Annotated in this window: 15 protein-coding genes; 14 read left to right on the plus strand and 1 reads right to left on the minus strand. The window is 57.9% G+C overall.

The window, feature by feature from the left end; all coding sequences use genetic code 11:
• Positions 1–260 precede the first annotated feature (260 nt).
• From arnB to RHM59_RS10270, 14 genes are all read left to right on the plus strand, one after another.
• On the plus strand, positions 261–1,409 hold the full coding sequence (gene arnB / locus RHM59_RS10205; RefSeq protein WP_322168068.1) for a UDP-4-amino-4-deoxy-L-arabinose aminotransferase: 1,149 nt from the start codon (positions 261–263) through the stop codon (positions 1,407–1,409).
• Positions 1,406–2,422, plus strand: a complete 1,017-nt coding sequence (gene arnC / locus RHM59_RS10210; RefSeq protein WP_322168067.1) for an undecaprenyl-phosphate 4-deoxy-4-formamido-L-arabinose transferase — start codon at positions 1,406–1,408, stop codon at positions 2,420–2,422. The genes arnB and arnC overlap by 4 nt, the downstream gene beginning before the upstream one ends.
• The gene (gene arnA, locus RHM59_RS10215; protein ID WP_322168066.1) at positions 2,419–4,410 is read left to right on the plus strand and encodes a bifunctional UDP-4-amino-4-deoxy-L-arabinose formyltransferase/UDP-glucuronic acid oxidase ArnA; all 1,992 of its coding nucleotides are present in this window, start codon (positions 2,419–2,421) and stop codon (positions 4,408–4,410) included. The genes arnC and arnA overlap by 4 nt, the downstream gene beginning before the upstream one ends.
• Positions 4,410–5,294 carry a 4-deoxy-4-formamido-L-arabinose-phosphoundecaprenol deformylase gene (arnD, locus tag RHM59_RS10220; RefSeq protein ID WP_322168065.1) on the plus strand — a complete coding sequence of 295 codons (885 nt, stop codon included), beginning with the start codon at positions 4,410–4,412 and terminating at the stop codon, positions 5,292–5,294. Before arnA ends, arnD begins: the two co-directional genes overlap by 1 nt.
• On the plus strand, positions 5,291–6,937 hold the full coding sequence (gene arnT / locus RHM59_RS10225) for a lipid IV(A) 4-amino-4-deoxy-L-arabinosyltransferase (RefSeq protein ID WP_322286512.1): 1,647 nt from the start codon (positions 5,291–5,293) through the stop codon (positions 6,935–6,937). The genes arnD and arnT overlap by 4 nt, the downstream gene beginning before the upstream one ends.
• Positions 6,934–7,278 (plus strand): 4-amino-4-deoxy-L-arabinose-phosphoundecaprenol flippase subunit ArnE, encoded by a 345-nt coding sequence (arnE, locus tag RHM59_RS10230; RefSeq protein WP_322286513.1) that lies wholly within the window; start codon positions 6,934–6,936, stop codon positions 7,276–7,278. The genes arnT and arnE overlap by 4 nt, the downstream gene beginning before the upstream one ends.
• On the plus strand, positions 7,275–7,703 hold the full coding sequence (gene arnF / locus RHM59_RS10235) for a 4-amino-4-deoxy-L-arabinose-phosphoundecaprenol flippase subunit ArnF (protein ID WP_322286514.1): 429 nt from the start codon (positions 7,275–7,277) through the stop codon (positions 7,701–7,703). The genes arnE and arnF overlap by 4 nt, the downstream gene beginning before the upstream one ends.
• Positions 7,700–9,085, plus strand: coding sequence for a UDP-glucose/GDP-mannose dehydrogenase family protein (locus tag RHM59_RS10240; protein WP_322168061.1), 1,386 nt, complete (start codon positions 7,700–7,702; stop codon positions 9,083–9,085). Before arnF ends, RHM59_RS10240 begins: the two co-directional genes overlap by 4 nt.
• Positions 9,086–9,206: 121 nt before the next feature.
• Positions 9,207–10,826: an ArnT family glycosyltransferase gene (locus RHM59_RS10245; RefSeq protein WP_322168060.1), complete on the plus strand. Its 1,620-nt coding sequence runs from the start codon at positions 9,207–9,209 to the stop codon at positions 10,824–10,826.
• A 173-nt stretch (positions 10,827–10,999) separates the two neighbouring features.
• A complete protein-coding gene (locus RHM59_RS10250; RefSeq protein ID WP_322168059.1) occupies positions 11,000–11,446 on the plus strand; it encodes a hypothetical protein in 447 nt (148 codons plus the stop codon).
• Between the two features lie 173 nt (positions 11,447–11,619).
• On the plus strand, positions 11,620–11,991 hold the full coding sequence (locus tag RHM59_RS10255) for an ArsC family reductase (protein ID WP_322168058.1): 372 nt from the start codon (positions 11,620–11,622) through the stop codon (positions 11,989–11,991).
• A 47-nt stretch (positions 11,992–12,038) separates the two neighbouring features.
• Positions 12,039–13,073, plus strand: coding sequence for a 2,3,4,5-tetrahydropyridine-2,6-dicarboxylate N-succinyltransferase (dapD, locus tag RHM59_RS10260; protein WP_322168057.1), 1,035 nt, complete (start codon positions 12,039–12,041; stop codon positions 13,071–13,073).
• Between the two features lie 67 nt (positions 13,074–13,140).
• A complete protein-coding gene (locus RHM59_RS10265) occupies positions 13,141–14,346 on the plus strand; it encodes a cysteine desulfurase (RefSeq protein ID WP_322168056.1) in 1,206 nt (401 codons plus the stop codon).
• Positions 14,343–14,756: a SufE family protein gene (locus RHM59_RS10270; protein ID WP_322168055.1), complete on the plus strand. Its 414-nt coding sequence runs from the start codon at positions 14,343–14,345 to the stop codon at positions 14,754–14,756. Before RHM59_RS10265 ends, RHM59_RS10270 begins: the two co-directional genes overlap by 4 nt.
• On the opposite strand, the gene tcdA is transcribed toward RHM59_RS10270, so the two are convergent.
• Entirely contained in the window at positions 14,732–15,568 is an 837-nt protein-coding gene (tcdA, locus tag RHM59_RS10275; RefSeq protein WP_322168054.1) for a tRNA cyclic N6-threonylcarbamoyladenosine(37) synthase TcdA, read from the minus strand. The two genes, RHM59_RS10270 and tcdA, sit on opposite strands and share 25 nt — an antisense overlap.
• Positions 15,569–15,739 lie beyond the last annotated feature (171 nt).

The following is a 15,739-nucleotide window of genomic DNA, read 5'->3' on the forward strand; positions in this document are numbered from 1 at the left end:
CTGATTTAGGCCTGTATAGCCCAATGAATACTGGGCTAACCCGCTGTTATCTGAACAGTGCACGAACGTACCGGAAGGTGCGGAATGTAAACGCAATTTTCACCAGCCCCGAACTATGCTTCACTACACCGATATTTCGAGGGTCGGTTAACGTTTCGGCTAATACAGCCTCGTTTTTCCAACAAATAGACAGTTGATCACTGGGCATTGCGCACGGCTTGTATGTACGGCCGCAATGTCTTCCTGCACCAGAGGGTCCCATGAGTCAAAGTTTCCTTCCGTTTTCCCGCCCAAGTATTGGCGACGAGGAAATAGCCGCCGTAGAGCAGGTACTTCGCTCCGGCTGGATTACCACCGGCCCGAAAAGTCAGGAACTTGAGCAGCAGTTCGCCGAACGCGTAGGCAGCCTTCATGCCGTGGCGCTTTCTTCGGCGACCGGCGCGATGCACGTCACCCTGTTGGCGCTGGGTATTGGCCCAGGCGATGAAGTCATCACGCCGTCGCAAACATGGGTATCTACCGCGAACATGATTTGCTTGCTGGGCGCGACGCCGGTGTTTGTCGATGTAGACCGCGATACGCTGATGAGTGACGTTTCTGCCATCGAAGCGGCCATCACGCCACGCACCAAAGCCATTATTCCAGTGCACTACGCCGGGGCTGCTTACGACCTCGATCCGTTGTACGCCCTTGCCGATCGTCACGGCATCACCGTGATTGAAGACGCTGCTCACGCGGCAGGCACGGTGTACCGTGGCCGCCCGGTCGGCGCCAAAGGCACGGCGATCTTTTCGTTCCACGCGATAAAGAACATGACCTGCGCCGAAGGCGCGATGTTCGTCAGTGACGACGAAAAGCTCGCCAATCGCGTACGGACGCTCAAATTCCACGGCCTGGGCGTCGATGCCTATGACCGCATGACCCATGGCCGCAAACCCCAGGCAATGGTTATCGAGCCTGGTTTCAAGTACAACCTGGCCGACATGAACGCAGCCATTGCGCTGGTGCAATTGCAGCGCTTGGACGACATCAACGCCAAGCGCGAAGTACTGGCCCAGGCTTACCTGAAACGCCTGTCGGGGTTACCAGTACAACCGCTGCACCTGCCGCAGTATCCGCAGCAACACGCCTGGCACTTATTCATCCTGCGCATCGACGCCGAGCAATGCGGCATTGACCGTGAGGCCTTTATGAAAGGCCTGCAGGAACAGAATATCGGCAGCGGCATTCACTTTGTCGCCACCCACATGCACACCTATTACCGTCAACGTTTCCCGGATGTTCATTTGCCCAACACCGAGTGGAACTCCGCACGTCTGTGCTCAATCCCGCTGTTCCCTGACATGAGCCTCGACGACGTCGAGCGGGTCGCCAGCGCCATTGAAACTACTCTTGGAAAGCGCCTGTGAGACCTTATCCGATTCAATTCGTGTCGATCGTTATCCCGGTCTACAACGAAGAGGAAAGCCTGCCTGAACTGCTGCGCCGCACCGAAGCCGCTTGCGCCCAACTTTCTTATGGGTTCGAGATTGTGTTGGTCGACGACGGCAGCCGAGACGAATCCGCGCAGATTCTGCAGGACGCCTCCGAGCAAGAAGGCAGCCATATCGTTGCCGTGATCCTCAATCGCAACTATGGTCAACACGCCGCGATCATGGCGGGCTTTGAACAATGCAAGGGCGATGTAATCATCACGCTTGACGCTGACCTGCAAAACCCGCCGGAAGAAATTCCGCGCTTGGTAGAACAGGCAGCTCTGGGTTACGACGTAGTCGGCACCGTGCGCAGCAACCGTCAAGATTCTGCCTGGCGCCGCTGGCCTTCGCGACTGATTAATCTGGCGGTTCAACGTTCCACGGGTGTCGCCATGAGTGACTACGGCTGCATGCTGCGGGCTTATCGCCGGTCCGTTGTAGACGCCATGCTCGCCTGCCGCGAGCGCAGCACCTTCATCCCGATTCTCGCCAACAGCTTCGCGCGCCACACCACTGAAGTGGTTGTGCAGCATGCCGAACGTGAACACGGCGACTCGAAATACAGCACCATGCGCCTGATCAATCTAATGTTCGATCTGATCACCTGCATGACCACCACCCCCCTTCGCTTGCTGAGCATTATCGGTTTCAGCATGGCGTTATTGGGCGGTCTCTTCGCCATTATGCTGATCATCTTGCGCTTGATGTTCGGCGCAGTCTGGGCCGGTGACGGCTCCTTCGTTTTGTTCGCGGTACTGTTCGTGTTTACCGGTGGCCAGTTCATTGGCATGGGGCTGCTGGGTGAATACCTCGGCCGCATGTACAGCGATGTTCGGGCCCGCCCGCGCTTTTTCATCGAGAAAGTGCTGCGCAGCCAACCGGTCACGTCTTCCGTTAGCGTTAGCGACTCAAAAGAATCTTCATCTTCTACTCAGGTCACGTTATGAATCCGAAAGTTGTCGTCTTTGCCTATCACGATATTGGCTGCACGGGCATTGAGTCCCTGCTGCACGCAGGTTATGAAATCGCCGCTGTGTTTACCCATGCTGATGACCCGAAGGAAAACACCTTCTACGGTTCAGTTGCACAGCTGTGTGCCCGCAAAGGCATTCCGGTTCACGCCCCTGAAGATGCCAACCACCCGTTGTGGATCGAGCGCATCGCCAAGCTCAAACCCGAGTTCATCTTTTCGTTCTACTACCGCAATCTGCTGAGCGACGAACTGCTGGCCTGTGCCGGCAAAGGTGCATTCAACCTGCACGGTTCGCTGCTGCCACGCTATCGTGGTCGCGCTCCGGCTAATTGGGTTCTGGTCAACGGCGAAACCGAAACCGGCGTCACCCTGCACCGCATGGTCAAGCGCGCTGACGCGGGCGGCATTCTGGCTCAGCAACGGGTTGCCATCGAGCGTTCCGACACTGCGTTGAGCTTGCACAGCAAACTGCGCGAATCGGCTGCCAACCTGCTCAACGAAGCATTGCCACAACTGGCTCAAGGCAAACTGAGCGAAACGCCTCAGGACGAATCCAAAGCGACCTACTTCGGTCGTCGCACCCCGGCCGATGGCAAGTTGGTCTGGCAACGCCCTGCTGAAGAACTGTTTAATCTGGTTCGCGCGGTCACCCAGCCTTACCCAGGCGCTTTCTGCGCAGCCGGCGAGCACAAGCTGATCGTTTGGAACGCGGACGTTATCAAGGGCAACGAAGGTCTGGCCCCAGGCCGCGTGATTAGCATCGATCCATTGCGCATCGCGTGTGGCGAAGACTCACTGGTCATCAAAGCCGGTCAGCGTAACGAAAACGGTCTGTATTTGAGCGGTCCGCAACTGGCTAACGAATTGGGCTTGGTAGACGGCTCCGTGCTGCGTGGTGCCGAGTCCGGCCGCGCCCCACGCCGTACCCGCGTGCTGATCCTCGGCGTTAACGGCTTTATCGGTAACCACTTGTCCGAGCGCCTGCTGCGTGACGACAAATATGACGTCTATGGCCTGGACATCGGTTCTGACGCGGTAGAGCGCCTGCGCAGCCACCCTAACTTCCACTTCGTCGAAGGCGATATCAGTATCCACTCCGAGTGGATCGAATATCACATCAAGAAGTGCGACGTGATCCTGCCGCTGGTGGCCATCGCCACGCCAATCGAATACACCCGCAACCCGTTGCGCGTTTTTGAACTGGACTTCGAAGAGAACCTGAAACTGGTTCGTTACTGCGTGAAGTACAACAAGCGCGTGATCTTCCCCTCGACGTCTGAAGTCTATGGCATGTGCCAGGACCAAAACTTCGACGAAGACACCTCGAACCTGGTGGTCGGCCCAATCAACAAGCAGCGCTGGATCTACTCGGTCTCCAAGCAATTGCTTGACCGCGTAATCTGGGCTTACGGCCAGAAAGGCTTGAACTTCACCCTGTTCCGTCCGTTCAACTGGATGGGCCCGCGTCTGGACCGTCTGGATTCCGCACGTATCGGCAGCTCACGCGCCATTACCCAACTGATCCTGAACCTGGTTGAAGGCACGCCCATCCGCCTGTTCGACGGTGGCGAACAAAAACGCTGCTTCACCGACATCGCTGACGGCATCGAAGCGCTGGCTCGCATCATCGACAACGAGAATGACGCGTGTAACGGTCAGATCATCAACATCGGCAACCCGGACAACGAAGCCAGCATTCGTCAGTTGGGCGAAGAACTGCTGCGTCAGTTCGAAGCTCACCCACTGCGCGCCAACTTCCCTCCGTTTGCCGGCTTCCGCGACGTGGAAAGCAAGGCGTTCTACGGCACTGGCTACCAAGACGTGTCCCATCGCAAACCAAGCATTCACAACGCCAAGCGCTTGCTGAACTGGGAACCGACGGTAGAAATGAGCGAAACCATCGGCAACACCCTGGACTTCTTCCTGCGTGAAGCCATGGCTGAAATCGCGGATAAACGCTGATGCAGGCAGGACTGCGAATCGACGTAGACACCTATCGAGGCACCCGAGAAGGGGTGCCGCGGTTGTTGGAAATGCTCGATGAAGCACAGGTCAAGGCGACGTTTTTTTTCAGTGTCGGACCGGACAACATGGGGCGTCATTTATGGCGTCTCATCCGCCCTCAGTTTTTCTGGAAAATGCTTCGTTCAAAGGCGGCCAGCTTGTATGGCTGGGACATTCTTCTGGCGGGCACTGCCTGGCCAGGAAAGCCTATCGGCCGCGACCTGGGTCATCTGATGCGCCAAGCGGTCGAGGCCGGGCATGAGGTCGGTTTGCACGCGTGGGACCATCACGGTTGGCAAGCCAATGCAGGACGCTGGAGCGACGCGCAACTGATCGAGCAGATTCGTCGCGGCGTGGACTGTTTGAGTGATATCACCGGTCACCGGGTCGACTGTTCAGCAACGGCTGGCTGGCGCGCCGATGAACGTGTAGTTGAAGCCAAAGAGCAGTTTGGTTTTCGCTACAACAGCGATTGTCGCGGCCAAAGCCTGTTTCGCCCCACGCTTAAGGACGGCCGTTTAGGCACACCACAGATTCCGGTGGATCTTCCCACCTTCGATGAAGTGGTCGGTCCAGACGTTAGCGCCAAGGATTTCAACGCTTTTATTCTCGACCGCTTCGGCGCCGAGAAACTGAACATTTATACGATCCACGCAGAAGTAGAAGGGATTCTAATGGCCAATGATTTCCGCGAACTGCTGGCGCAAGCCAAGTTGCGCGACATCCAGTTCCAACCGCTCGGCAACCTGTTGCCCGCTCAGATCGATACCCTGCCAGCAGGACTATTGGTCCGTGGCACCCTGAGTGGTCGCGAAGGCTGGTTGGGAGTGCAGCGCACGTGACGGGACGCTGGGCGTTACTTTTTTTGCTGGTTGCGTTTTTTCTGGCTTTTCTTCTACCGCTGGGCAGTCATGGCCTGTGGATTCCAGATGAAAGCCGTTATGCGCAAGTCAGTCAGGAGATGCTGCTCAGCGGCAATTGGGTGTCGCCTCATTTCATGGGCCTGCGCTACTTTGAAAAACCCGTAGGCGGTTATTGGATGATCGCTGTGGGTCAGGCGATTTTCGGTGAAAACCTGTTTGGTGTGCGCATTGCTTCGGCGCTTAGCGTCGGCCTCAGTGCGCTGCTGATCTACGCCGTTGCCCGTCGGATGTGGAATGACCCGCGCAAGAGTTTTATGTGCGCCCTGATTTTTTTGAGCTTTGGCCTGATCGCCGCGCAAGCGGGTTACGCCAACCTCGATCCGCAATTCACCTTATGGGTCAATCTGAGTTTGGCCGGGGTGTGGTTTGCCGTTAACAGCGCTGGCCGCGAACGCATTGCCGCGTGGATGTTGGTGGGTTTCGCCTGTGGCATGGGCTTCATGACCAAAGGATTTCTCGCCTGGCTGCTGCCGGCGTTGATCGCCGTGCCATACATGGTCTGGCAAAAACGCTTTCGTGAACTGCTGAGATTCGGCCCACTGGCAGTGGTTGTAGCGCTGGTGGTATGCCTGCCTTGGGCATTGGCGGTGCAGCAACGCGAGCCGGACTTCTGGAACTTCTTCTTCTGGCATGAACACATTCGTCGCTTTGCCGGGGCCGATGCGCCGCACCCTCAGGCATGGTGGTTCTACCTGCCGGTGCTGGTGATGGCGAGTTTGCCGTGGGCCGCGATGCTACCGGCAACGTTCAAACAAGCCTGGCAGTCGCGAACCCACCCCAACACGGTCTTTGTGCTGCTGTGGTTACTGTTGCCGTTGGCGTTTCTCAGCCTGAGCCGAGGCAAACTGCCAACGTACGTAATGCCGTGCATGTTGCCGCTGGCATTGCTGATGGGACCGGCAGTGGTGGATCGACTCGCCAGTGCCCGTTTCCAAGCGTTGCGCCTCAATGGGCTGTTGAACATCGCCATCGGTGTGATTGTCCTGATTGCCTTGGCTTACATGCAGTACAGCAAGCCCATCTATGAAAACGAGCCGCTGCACCTGACACTGGCCTTGGTTGCGGTTGTGGGTTGGACCGTCGCCAATCTTTTTCAAGTGGTCAGACCGTTGACCTTGTGGCTCATGCCAGCGCTGGGTGCTTGGCTGTTTGTGGCATTGATACCCATGAGCCTGCCCAACAGCATGGTGTTCAACAAAACCCCCGACCGGTTTATCGCCCGGCATGCGACAGCGCTGAGCCAAAGCAAAAGCCTGTTGAGTAACGACCTGGGCGCCGCTTCCGCGCTGTCATGGCGCATACAGCGACCCGATGTCGCGTTGTACAACACCGTGGGCGAAGTCAAATATGGCCTGACGTACGCAGATTCTGTCGCCCGCAAAGTCGACGTTGCAAACGTGCAGCAGTGGATGAGCGTAGCGCGAAGCGAAGGCCAGGTCGGCGTGGTCATGCGGGTTAACAGTCAGGAAGACCGCGATGAGGTCAACCTGCTGCCCAAGGACGGCCAGCGTTATGAAGAAGGGAACATTGTGATCCTGATCTTCGCGCAATCCGCCTCATGACCCTGCTTTTGTTGCTGGCCGCCTGCTTGTTGAGCTGCCTGGGCCAAGTCGCGCAAAAATTCGCGGTCGAGGGCTGGCGCGGAAAAAACGTCGGCATCGGCCTCGCCCTGCGTTCGCCTTGGTTATGGCTGGCCTTGGCGAGCTTGGGTTTCGGATTGCTATTGTGGCTGCTAGTGCTGCAGCGCGTTGAAGTCGGTATTGCTTACCCGATGCTGAGCTTGAACTTCGTTCTGATCACACTGGTTGCACGCTTTTTGTTCAAAGAGTCCATCGACCGCCGCCACTGGATTGGCGTCGCGTTGGTGATCGGTGGCGTGATTTTGCTCGGACAACACGCATGAACCTGCGACGTGGCGTCACCTTCGCCTTGGGCAGCGTGTTGTTGGTCAGCGGCGCACAACTGGGGATGCGCTGGAGCATGACGCGCCTGCCCTTGCCGACCCAATGGCTGGACGCACTCGGTAACGGCAGCATCGATTTGCTCGCGATTGGCGTTGTCTGTGCCGCGATTTTGGCTTACGCCCTCTCGATGCTGTGCTGGTTACTTGCATTGCGCGACGTGCCGCTGGGCCGTGCTTACTCATTACTCAGCATTAGTTACGCCTTGGTGTATTTGCTGGCAGCAGGTCTGCCGGTCTTCCATGAACAGTTCAGCGCTTCCAAAACATTAGGTGTGACTCTGGTTATCCTCGGCGTCATCACTATCAACTCACAACGTAGCTCCTCAAAACGTAGCTCCGCGACACGGTCCAGGAATTCGGCATGAAAATCACAGTATTAGGTAGTGGCTACGTCGGCCTTGTGCAAGCAACCGTGTTGGCTGAAGTCGGCCACGATGTGATCTGCATGGACATCGATGCAGAAAAAGTGAAGCAGTTGCAGCAAGGCCACGTAAGCATTTTTGAGCCCGGTCTGGCGACGCTGGTACGGGAAAATCTGGAAAGCGGACGCCTGCATTTCACCAACGACGAGAAGCTCGCCATCGAGCACGGCCAAGTGCTGTTCATCGCCGTCGGTACGCCGTCCAGCGATGACGGCTCAGCGGACCTGAAAGCGGTGTTCGCAGTGGGCGACATGGTTGCGCGTCATCGGGTCGAGCCGCTGATTCTGGTGGAAAAATCCACCGTACCGGTCGGCACTGGCGACGCCTTGCGCCTGCACACTGAAAAAGCCCTGGCCGGCCGGCCGTTGGAGTTCGATATCGTCTCCAACCCTGAATTCCTGAAAGAAGGCTCGGCAGTGACCGATTGCCGCCGCCCGGACCGGATCGTGGTCGGTTGCGAGCGCGAAGAGGTGCGCGACGTGATGCGCGACCTGTATGCACCGTTCAACCGCAACCATGACCGCATCATTTTCATGGACCTGCGCAGCGCCGAGCTGACCAAATACGCCGCCAACTGCATGCTGGCCACCAAGATCAGCTTCATCAACCAAATCGCTGAACTGGCCGAACACTTGGGCGCGGACATCGAGTCCGTGCGTCTGGGCATCGGTGCTGACTCACGCATCGGTTACCACTTTATCTATCCGGGCGCCGGCTACGGCGGTTCGTGCTTCCCTAAAGACATGCGCGCGTTGATCCACAGCGCTCAGGAAGCACATTGCTCCAGCGATTTGCTGCAAGCGGTGGAAGCCATCAACCAACGGCAGAAAACCAAACTGTTCGAACGCGTGAACGCGTTCTACAAGGGCGATTTGCGCGGAAAAATCTTTGCGGTGTGGGGCTTGGCGTTCAAGCCCAATACCGATGACATGCGCGATGCGCCGAGCCGGATTTTGATGGAAGCGCTATGGGCAGCTGGCGCAACGGTTCGGGCGTTCGACCCGGAAGCCATGCAAGAAACCCAGCGCATTTATGGCAACCACCCAGGCCTGAGCTTGATGGGTACGCCAGAATCCGTACTGGGCGGCGCCGATGCATTGATCGTCTGCACCGAATGGCAACAGTTCAAGGCGCCGGATTTCAATCTGATCCACGAACGCCTCAAAACGCCGGTGATTTTTGACGGTCGCAACCTGTATGACACCGAGCGCATGAAGAGGAAGGGCTTCACCTATTTCCCAATGGGCCGTGGCGATTCTCGCTCCCTGCCGATTCCGTTTCAGCAATGGAATGCGAACAGCGTTACCGACGCTAACGCACTGTAATCCGCCAGGGTCAGCGCCTGCAGCCACCTGTGGTTTGCGGGCTCTGGCCCTTTGTGCATCCGGTGTTCGTGAGCGTTCACGTTGAAGCGCAGCGACGTTTTGTTTTTTTGGAGATACACGTTTGCCGTTCCTACCTCTGCCCCAGCCCTCAGCGGCCTCTTCGGCGACCCTACGCCGCCAGTCCATCGCCCTGGGAGTGTTGGCATTCCTGCTATTTGTCGTGGGTAACTATCAACAGGCGGCAATCGGTTTCGACTCGCGCTTTGTGATTTTCGCCCAGGAAATGTTGCGCCACGGTCCAAGCTTTTTCCCCACGACCTACGGCGAGCCTTACCCAGACTATTCCGCCACATCGACGTTCTTTATTTACCTGCTCTCGCTGCCGTTTGGGCAAGTGATCAGCCTCACCGCATGGTTGCCGACGGCCATTGCCTCGACGGTGTTGGTCACGCTTATTTATCGCTTGGTAGCGGCGCACTCGCGGACATGGGCATTGGTCAGCGTGGCCTTGCTGCTGCTGAGCAATACCTTCATCACTGAAACCCGCGCGATTTCCCTGGACCAAATGCTCGCGACCGTCTCGTTCGCCGTGTTTTACCTGGGCTACGCCGCAGACCACTTCGGCGCGCGTCGGCGCATGGGTCTGATCCTCGCGCTATTGGTGCTGGGCTTTGCCATTCGCGGCCCCATCGGCCTGGTGGTTCCCACCGGCATGCTGTGCAGTTATTACGTGCTGGGCGGCCAATGGCGTCGGATGTTTATTTTCGGTGTGCAAGCGGCGGTATTACTGGCGGTCTGCATCGGCGCGCTATTGCTGCTCGCCAGGCTCAGCGGCGGTCAAGAGTTCCTCAACGAAGTGGTGCGCATGCAATTCACTTCACGCATGGACGGCACCGAGGGCACGAGCAGTATTTTCTATTACTTCAGCAGTTCGCTGGGTAACTATGCGCTGGCTTACCCAGTAGCGATTCTGGTGCTCGCAGCCATTATCCTTCGCGGTCGGCAGCCCCTTACGCCCGCGCTGAGGCTGGTGATGTTCTGCGCTGCGGCCGGATTAATCGTCATGGTCGGCCTGTCGATTCCCCAGGCGAAAAAAGCCCGTTACATGCTGCCCATGATTCCCATGGCCGCGATCATTGCGGCTTATCCGTTTCAGATGGCTGAAGGGCGTTTGTTCACGTGCTTACGCGGTTTGCTCCAAGGAATTTGGTTACTGATGCCGAGCGCGTTGATCGCTGGGCTATTGGTGGCTCAGCATCGTTTCGCCGAGCACCTGACCTCGATTGGCGCAATTATCTCCGTATTAGCGGTGTTACAGGTCATCGCTTTAGCGGTCTTGTTCAAGGCCCGATGGCGTGCTGCGAGCTTGGCGGCGTGCGCAGTGCTGGCGGTGTGGACGAGTTTCATTTGGGTCTACGAACCCGTGGAGCGCGCGGCCTATGACACCCACAGCTTTAGCGTGGCGGTGCATGACCTGATCCAGCGTGACCCTGCGCCGCTGGCCTTGTATGGGATGCCCAAGGATGGCAAAGCCATCAAATTCGTGGTCAACATCCCCGAAGACCTCAAACCTATCTTCATCGCCTCGCCAGATGAATTGGCTGCGGTGAAGGGGCCTGTCTACGTGGTGATCGCCAAAACCGTTTATCAAGCGCTGCCGGACAACCGATTGACGGCCTTACAGCCGCTGCTCAGTAGCCAATTTGATAAAGATGACTACCTGCTGTTTCGCCTGCCGTGAACGGTAATATGTGCAACCCCAAAATCTGAACTGCACCCCAAAAGTTGGACACCCGTCTGACTTCTGGGTTGTTTGCTTGCGACGAAGTTCATCGTCTGGGCCACTAAAGTTTTACCTATCGTGGCCGATGTGTAGGAATCTTCTTTCGTTTCCGTTCAAAAGGAATCCACGCGATGAGCCTCACCAGTATTGGATCCGCCGTTCACATTGCCACCGTTGCCACCACCAAGGCGGCGACCACTGATACAACCGACACCACCGGCACTAAGTCGGCAGCGGCCGCATCGACCAAGACGTCGAGCACCGGCGCAGGTGGTGGTGCGCCAGCGGGCGGCGCGAGCGCCAGCTCGTCCACCACCACTACCGCTTCGGACACCGTGAAACAACTGCAAAAACAAATTCAGGCATTGCAGAAGCAGTTGCAGCAAGAAGAACAAGCGCTGCAAAAGGCCCAAAGCAGCACAAAAAACGCTGACGCCAAGGCCGCCGCCGTAGCCGCAGCGCAGACTCAGATCGCATCCACTAACGCTTCATTGCAAAGCGCTAACGGCGCCCTCCTAAAAGCACTGACCGACGCAGGCTCCAGCACCTCGGGCACCGCGGTTAACACCACGGCCTGAGTGTTTGCCTCAATGGGTAGATGATCGAAATACGCTAAAAAGCCCGGCTCAACCTGCCGGGCTTTTTTATGCGTGTCGTGCGAGCAGCCTCTACAGAGACAGCCCAGGCACTGATTGGAGCGACGTGGCATAATCACCCGCTGAATTTTTTGGGCACATGGGGAGTTTCGGGAATGGACAATTCCTCCAGTAACAATAAAGGCGTACACCTCTACGGTATCAAAGCCTGCGACACCATGAAAAAGGCCCGCACCTGGCTTGATGAAAATGCCGTGAGTTACGACTTCCATGACTACAAAACGGTCGGCATCGACCGTCAGCACCTGACTCAATGGTGTGATGAACATGGCTGGCAAGTGGTTTTAAACCGGGCAGGAACGACCTTTCGCAAACTCGACGACGGACAAAAAGCCGATCTCGATCAAGCCAAGGCAATCGAACTGATGCTCGCACAACCGTCAATGATCAAGCGCCCGGTGCTCGATATTGGCGGTAAAACCCTGGTTGGCTTTAAGCCCGATGTGTACGAGGCGGCCTTCAAGTAAGCCAAAGCGCTGCTTGAGCCCCTTTCTTAATAGTTAGAGGTATTCACATGTCTACTACCCCGTTCAGCCTGGCCTTTGGTATCGGTACTCAAAACCGTAAAGGCGCATGGCTTGAAGTGTTTTACGCTCAGCCGTTGCTTAAGCCGTCTGCCGAATTGGTCGCTGCTATCGCACCCGCACTGGGTTACACCGGTGGCAATCAGGCCATCGCTTTCAACACCACTCAGGCTTCACAACTGGCTGAGTTGCTGAAAACGATCGATCCGGGCCAAGCCGCCCTGCTGACCCGCCTGGCTGAAAGCCACAAGCCGCTGGTCGCCACCTTCTTGGCCGAAGACGCGGCATTGACCTCGACGCCTGAGGCTTACCTCAAGCTGCATTTGTTATCACACCGTTTGGTTAAGCCACACGGCCTGAACTTGGCGGGCGTTTTCCCGCTGCTGCCTAATGTTGCCTGGACCAGTCAAGGCGCTGTCGACTTGGCCGAACTGGCTGAGCGTCAACTGGAAGCGCGCCTCAAGGGCGAAATGCTGGAAGTGTTCTCGGTGGATAAATTCCCGAAAATGACCGACTACGTGGTGCCGAGCGGCGTGCGTATCGCTGACAGCGCACGAGTACGTCTGGGCGCTTACATCGGCGAAGGCACCACCGTGATGCACGAAGGGTTCGTCAACTTCAACGGCGGCACCGAAGGCCCGGGCATGATCGAAGGTCGAGTCTCGGCCGGCGTCTTCGTCGGCAAGGGTTCCGACCTGGGTGGCGGTTGCTCGACCATGGGTACCTTGTCGGGTGGCGGCAACGTGGTGATCAAGGTCGGCGAAGGCTGCCTGATCGGCGCCAACTCGGGCATCGGCTTCCCGTTGGGCGATCGCAATACCGTTGAAGCAGGTCTGTACGTGACGGCCGGCACCAAGGTCGCGCTGCTTGATGACAAGAATCAGCTGGTGAAAGTGGTCAAGGCCCGTGAACTGTCGGGCCAGCCTGACCTGCTGTTCCGCCGCAACTCGCAAACCGGCGCGGTGGAATGCAAATCCCGCAAATCGGCCGTCGAGTTGAACGAATCGCTGCACGCTCACAACTGATCTGATGCCGTATCCAAGGCCCACGCTGCACCTGCAGCGTTGGCCCTGATCCATCGAGCTGAATACCATGCTTCTGCCCTCCCCTTGGCGCGCTGATTTTCCAGCCATCGCCGCACTGCAACGGCAAGGCCAGACCTATCTGGACAACGCCGCTACAACGCAAAAACCCCAAGCGCTGCTCGACGCGCTAAACAATTACTACGCCAACGGCGCGGCCAATGTGCATCGCGCACAGCACCTGCCGGGGGCAAACGCCACTCAATTGTTTGAAAACAGCCGGCGCAACGTCGCCCAATGGCTTAACGCGGGCGATGACGCACAGATCATTTTTACCCACGGCACCACCTCGGCATTGAACCTGCTGGCGTATGGGCTTGAGCATCAATTTGAAACCGGCGATGAGATCGTAATCTCGGCGCTGGAGCATCACGCCAACCTGCTGCCTTGGCAGCAACTGGCACAGCGTCGCGGTATCGAATTGATTGTTTTGCCCCTCGACGCCCACGGGCTGATTGATCTTCCTGTTGCTGCCACGCTGATCGGTCCACGTACCCGGGTATTGGCCGTCAGTCAGCTGTCCAACGTACTTGGCGCCTGGCAACCGCTGCCCGAGTTACTGAAGATGGCCAAGGCGCACGGCGCGCTGACGGTGGTCGATGGCGCACAAGGTGTAGTGCACGGCCGACAAGACCTGCAGGCCCTGAGCTGCGATTTTTATGTCTTTTCCAGCCACAAACTCTACGGCCCGGACGGCGTCGGCGTGCTGTACGGCCGCAATGAAGCTCTGGCGCAGTTACGTCATTGGCAGTTCGGCGGCGAAATGGTCCTGACCACTGACTACCACAGCGCAACGTTTCGCCCTGCGCCACTGGGTTTTGAAGCGGGCACGCCACCGATAGCCGGGGTCATCGGCCTGGGCGCGACCCTCGACTATTTGAACAGCCTCGACCACGGCGCCGTGCTGGCCCATGAGGCCGCGCTGCACCGGTTATTGCGCGAGGGTTTGCGCAGCCGCGAGGGCGTGCGAGTGCTGGGAGATCCGCAATTGGCGTTGGTGAGCTTCGTGGTGGACGGGGTTCACAACGCCGATCTGGCTCACCTGTTGACCGAACAGGGCATTGCCGTGCGTGCCGGGCATCATTGCGCGATGCCGCTGATCAAGCACCTGGGGCTGACCGGTGCCTTACGCGCGTCTCTGGCGCTGTACAACGACTCCGACGACGTGCAGCGTTTTTTCCATGGACTGGACCAAGCGCTGGAGTTGCTGCGATGAAGTTGCCGCCTGATGCCCAGCTGGCTTTGGATACTTTCAATCAGCCACAAAGCTGGGAGCAGCGTGCGCGGCTATTGATGCAATGGGGTGAACGCTTGCCCGCGTTGAGCGACGACGAAAAAACCGAAGCGCACCGGGTACACGGCTGTGAAAGCCAGGTCTGGCTGCTGGGCAATTTCGAGCAGGGGGCGTGGCAATTTCGTGCCGCCAGTGACGCGCGCTTGATTCGAGGCTTGGTGGCGCTGCTGTTGGCGCGGGTCAATGGCCTGTCAGCAGAGGATATGCAGCAGGTTGATCCAGCGGATTGGTTCAAGCAATTGGGACTTAGCCGTCACTTGTCACCGTCACGCAGCAACGGCTTGAACGCGGTATTACAGCGGATGCGTCAGTTGGCTTCCGGCACGACCTGAATCGGCTTTATCCGTTCAGACGGGCGTCTTACACCGGCAACAATCTTGTCCACTGCTTTGGTCGCCGCGACCATACCGAACGTCGCCGTAACCATCATCACCGCGCCGAACCCACCCGAGCAGTCGAGCTTCACGCCGTCGCCGACGAAGCTTTTTTGCAGGCAGATGCTGCCGTCGGGTTTCGGATAACGCAGCTGCTCGGTAGAGAACACGCACGGCACGCTGTAGTGGCGGGTCATGGTCCGCGAGAAACCGTAATCCCGGCGCAGGGTCGAGCGCACTTTGGATGCCAACGGATCGTTGAAGGTGCGGTTGAGGTCGCAGACCTGGATCAGCGTCGGGTCTATCTGCCCGCCCGCACCGCCCGTGGTAATGATCTGAATCTTGCGGCGTTTGCACCAAGCGATGAGCGCGGCCTTCGCGTTAACGCTGTCGATGCAATCGAGCACGCAATCGATGTTCGGCGTGATGTACTCGGCCATGGTCTCGCGGGTGACGAAATCACTGACGGCATGGACGACGCAATCCGGGTTGATTGCACGCAGGCGCTCGGCCATGACCTCAACCTTGTCCCGGCCGATCGTGCCTTCCAGTGCGTGCAACTGGCGGTTGCTGTTGCTCAGGCACACGTCGTCCATATCGAACAAAGAGATTTCGCCGACGCCGCAGCGGGCAATCGCTTCTGCCGCCCACGAACCGACCCCTCCGACACCAACGATTGCCACATGGGCAGCACGCAACCGGCTCAGGCCTTCAATGCCATACAGACGGGCGACGCCAGCAAACCGCGGATCTTCTGTGTTCATGACCATAACCCCAAAAACCGGCGCGCATTATAGGGCGGTCTACCGGTGAGAGCATCTTTATCCGGATAAACCGCAATCTCTAACCGCGCCGCACGCTGCACAAGCCAACTTGTTGGCTAGGCATCGTGCCTGACGCACCGCAGCGCTGCTTCTCGCCAACAAGTTGGGTCCTACCGA

Origin of the sequence: Pseudomonas sp. MH10 (assembly GCF_034353045.1) — a bacterium.
Lineage (GTDB): Bacteria > Pseudomonadota > Gammaproteobacteria > Pseudomonadales > Pseudomonadaceae > Aquipseudomonas.

Bases quoted from the DNA above. Each gene is read 5' to 3' on its own strand.
- arnA (WP_322168066.1), top strand. From the start codon at position 2,419: ATGAATCCGAAAGTTGTCGTCTTTGCCTATCACGATATTGGCTGCACG.
- RHM59_RS10255 (WP_322168058.1), top strand. From the start codon at position 11,620: ATGGACAATTCCTCCAGTAACAATAAAGGCGTACACCTCTACGGTATC.
- dapD (WP_322168057.1), top strand. From the start codon at position 12,039: ATGTCTACTACCCCGTTCAGCCTGGCCTTTGGTATCGGTACTCAAAAC.
- arnF (WP_322286514.1), top strand. From the start codon at position 7,275: ATGAACCTGCGACGTGGCGTCACCTTCGCCTTGGGCAGCGTGTTGTTG.
- arnE (WP_322286513.1), top strand. From the start codon at position 6,934: ATGACCCTGCTTTTGTTGCTGGCCGCCTGCTTGTTGAGCTGCCTGGGC.
- arnD (WP_322168065.1), top strand. From the start codon at position 4,410: ATGCAGGCAGGACTGCGAATCGACGTAGACACCTATCGAGGCACCCGA.
- RHM59_RS10250 (WP_322168059.1), top strand. From the start codon at position 11,000: ATGAGCCTCACCAGTATTGGATCCGCCGTTCACATTGCCACCGTTGCC.
- tcdA (WP_322168054.1), bottom strand. From the start codon at position 15,568: ATGGTCATGAACACAGAAGATCCGCGGTTTGCTGGCGTCGCCCGTCTG.
- arnB (WP_322168068.1), top strand. From the start codon at position 261: ATGAGTCAAAGTTTCCTTCCGTTTTCCCGCCCAAGTATTGGCGACGAG.
- RHM59_RS10265 (WP_322168056.1), top strand. From the start codon at position 13,141: ATGCTTCTGCCCTCCCCTTGGCGCGCTGATTTTCCAGCCATCGCCGCA.
- RHM59_RS10240 (WP_322168061.1), top strand. From the start codon at position 7,700: ATGAAAATCACAGTATTAGGTAGTGGCTACGTCGGCCTTGTGCAAGCA.
- RHM59_RS10270 (WP_322168055.1), top strand. From the start codon at position 14,343: ATGAAGTTGCCGCCTGATGCCCAGCTGGCTTTGGATACTTTCAATCAG.